Origin of the sequence: Actinomadura sp. 7K507 (genome assembly GCF_004348425.1) — a bacterium.
GTDB lineage: Bacteria > Actinomycetota > Actinomycetes > Streptosporangiales > Streptosporangiaceae > Spirillospora.
The window spans coordinates 1-2,291 of record NZ_SMKK01000482.1 but is presented as its reverse complement, the minus strand read 5'-3'; the positions used below and the strand labels follow the sequence as shown (position 1 = coordinate 2,291).

Below are 2,291 nucleotides of genomic sequence, written 5' to 3'. Positions count from 1 at the left end.
GGGGCGGGAGCAGGCCGGCGCCGCGGGCGAGGAGGGGCGATTCGGGGCGGAACAGGGAGAGGTCGACGCCGGGGCTGACGGTCGCGACCCGGGCGGGGTCGGCGCCGTAGAGGCCGACGAGTTCGCGGGCCTCCTTGGCGGTGTTGGCGACGAGCTGGTCGGACGACGCCACGACCTGCTCCTCGCCGATGACGCGTTCGGCCGGTTCGGCCTTGTCGCCTTCCGCGAGCGCCGCGTTCTTCACTTTGGCCATGGTGTGCATGGAGTGGACGAGCGGGACGCCCCAGCGCTGCTTCGCCGCCCAGCCCGCCTGGCCGGACAGCCAGTAGTGGGTGTGGAGGAGGTCGTAGTGGCCGGGGTCGTGGGCCGCCTCGGCGCGCAGGACCCCGGAGGTGAAGCCGCACAGATGTCGCGGCAGCTCGTCCTTGTCCAGCTCCTCGAAGGGCCCGGCGACCACGTTCCGGACGAGGACCCCCGGGGCCAGTTCGACGGCGGGTGGCATGGCACGGCAGGTGGCGCGGGTGAAGATGTCGACCTCGACGCCTCGCGCGGCGAGGCGCTTGGCCACCTCGACGATGTAGACGTTCATGCCGCCGGCGTCGCCGGTACCTGGTTGATCAAGGGGGGAAGTATGAGCACTGACCGTCGCAACCCGGTTGATACGACGCGACACCGGACACCACCTCCGGTAGTGCAACCTATCGACCGGAGTTGGTGTTCCCTCCGCTAGGGGGACAACCGTGACTCGTCGTCACAGTGATCGACCTCACCGGCAACCCACCCGGGACCGCGCCGGGAAGTCTGCGGGAGACTGGGCGCATGCGTAAGACCGCGGTATTGACAGGTGCAAGCAGCGGGATCGGGGCCGCCACGGCCAGGCGGCTGGCGGCGGAGGGGTTCAACGTCGTGCTCGCCGCGCGGCGCCGGGACCGCCTCGACGCCCTCGCCAAGGAGATCGCCGAGGGCGTGCCGGGGGCGGGGAAGGTCGTCCCGGTCACCCTGGACGTGACCTCGCAGGAGTCGGTGGACGCCCTCGCCGCCGCGATCGACGGCTGCCATGTGCTGGTCAACAACGCGGGCGGCGCGCTCGGCCTGGACAGCGTGGCGACCGCCGACCTCGCTGAGTGGCAGGCGATGTACGACTCCAACGTCCTCGGGCTGGTGCGCGTCACCAAGGCGCTGCTGCCCAAGCTGATCGAGAGCGGCGCCGGGCACGTCGTCAACATCACCTCGCTCGCCGCGCACGACCCGTACGAGGGGGGCGGCGGCTACAACGCGGCCAAGCACGCCGCCTACGCGGTGAACGAGGTGATGCGGCTCGAACTCGTCGCCGAACCCGTCCGCATCACCGAGATCGCCCCCGGGCTGGTGAAGACCGAGGAGTTCTCGCTGGTCCGGTTCCACGGGGACGAGGAGAAGGCCGCCAAGCCGTACGAGGGCGTCCCCGAGCCCCTGGTCGCCGAGGACGTCGCCGACTGCGTGGCATGGGTCGTCACGCGTCCCCCGCACGTCAACATCGACCGCATCGACGTCCAGCCGCGCGTCCAGGCCGCCCCTCACAAGCTGCACCGCGAGTAGGTCTCTCACCGTGGCGCGACGGCGCTCCAGGGCAGGGTGATCTCGCCGAGGCGCCAGCGGTTGCGGCCTCCGTAGGGCGGACGGGTCAGGACGGGACGGGTCCCGGCGAGCAGCGTCACCGCCTCGATCCAGCGGGCGCGCGGGCCGAACGCCGAGTGCGGGGCGGCGGTCGCCCAGCAGCGGTCGAACGCGGCCAGGAGGTCGTGGACGGGTTCGCCGGGGACGTTGCGGTGGATCAGCGTCTTCGGGAGCCGCTCGGCGAGGTCGGACGGGCGCCCGAGCGTCCGCAGGTGCGCCGCGAACGTGATCGTTTGCGGGCCCTCCGGGGTGAGCGTCACCCAGACCGCGCGGCGCCCGATCTCGTCGCACGTCCCCTCGACGAGGATCCCGGACGGGTCGAGGCGGGCGCGCAGGTCGTCCCAGGCGCGCCAGGCGGCGGGCTCGTCGTACTGCCGCAGGACGTTGAACGCCCTGATCAGGACGGGCGGGCGCGGTACCGGCAGTTCGAAGCCGCCGCGCCGGAACGACAGGCCGTCGCGCGGGCCGTGGTCCGCGAGGAAGGCGGCTCCGGCGGCGACGCGGTCCGGGTCGATCTCGATTCCGACGACCTCCAGGTGCGGGGAGACGGCGCGGAGCCGGGTGTAGAGCTCGAAGGTCGTGACCGGGGACGCGCCGTAGCCGAGATCGACGGCCAGCGGGCGGGCGTCCTGGAC

At 72.4% G+C, this 2,291-nt stretch carries 3 protein-coding genes; 1 reads left to right on the top strand and 2 read right to left on the bottom strand.

Annotation, left to right across the window (positions count from 1 at the left end; translation table 11 throughout):
* The coding region (locus E1285_RS44655) for a glycosyltransferase (RefSeq protein WP_165967048.1) at window positions 1-673 on the bottom strand (673 nt) is incomplete at its 3' end.
* Window positions 674-819: 146 nt separating this feature from the next.
* Between E1285_RS44655 and E1285_RS44650 the strand changes: the two genes are divergently transcribed.
* Window positions 820-1,578 carry an SDR family NAD(P)-dependent oxidoreductase gene (locus E1285_RS44650; RefSeq protein WP_132160962.1) on the top strand — a complete coding sequence of 253 codons (759 nt, stop codon included), beginning with the start codon at window positions 820-822 and terminating at the stop codon, window positions 1,576-1,578.
* A 5-nt stretch (window positions 1,579-1,583) separates the two neighbouring features.
* Here E1285_RS44650 and E1285_RS44645 read toward each other — a convergent pair.
* A partial coding sequence (locus E1285_RS44645; protein ID WP_132160961.1) for a class I SAM-dependent methyltransferase occupies window positions 1,584-2,291 on the bottom strand: 708 nt, incomplete at its 5' end.

Coding starts and splice junctions, on each gene's coding strand:
- E1285_RS44650 (WP_132160962.1), top strand. CDS start 820: ATGCGTAAGACCGCGGTATTGACAGGTGCAAGCAGCGGGATCGGGGCC.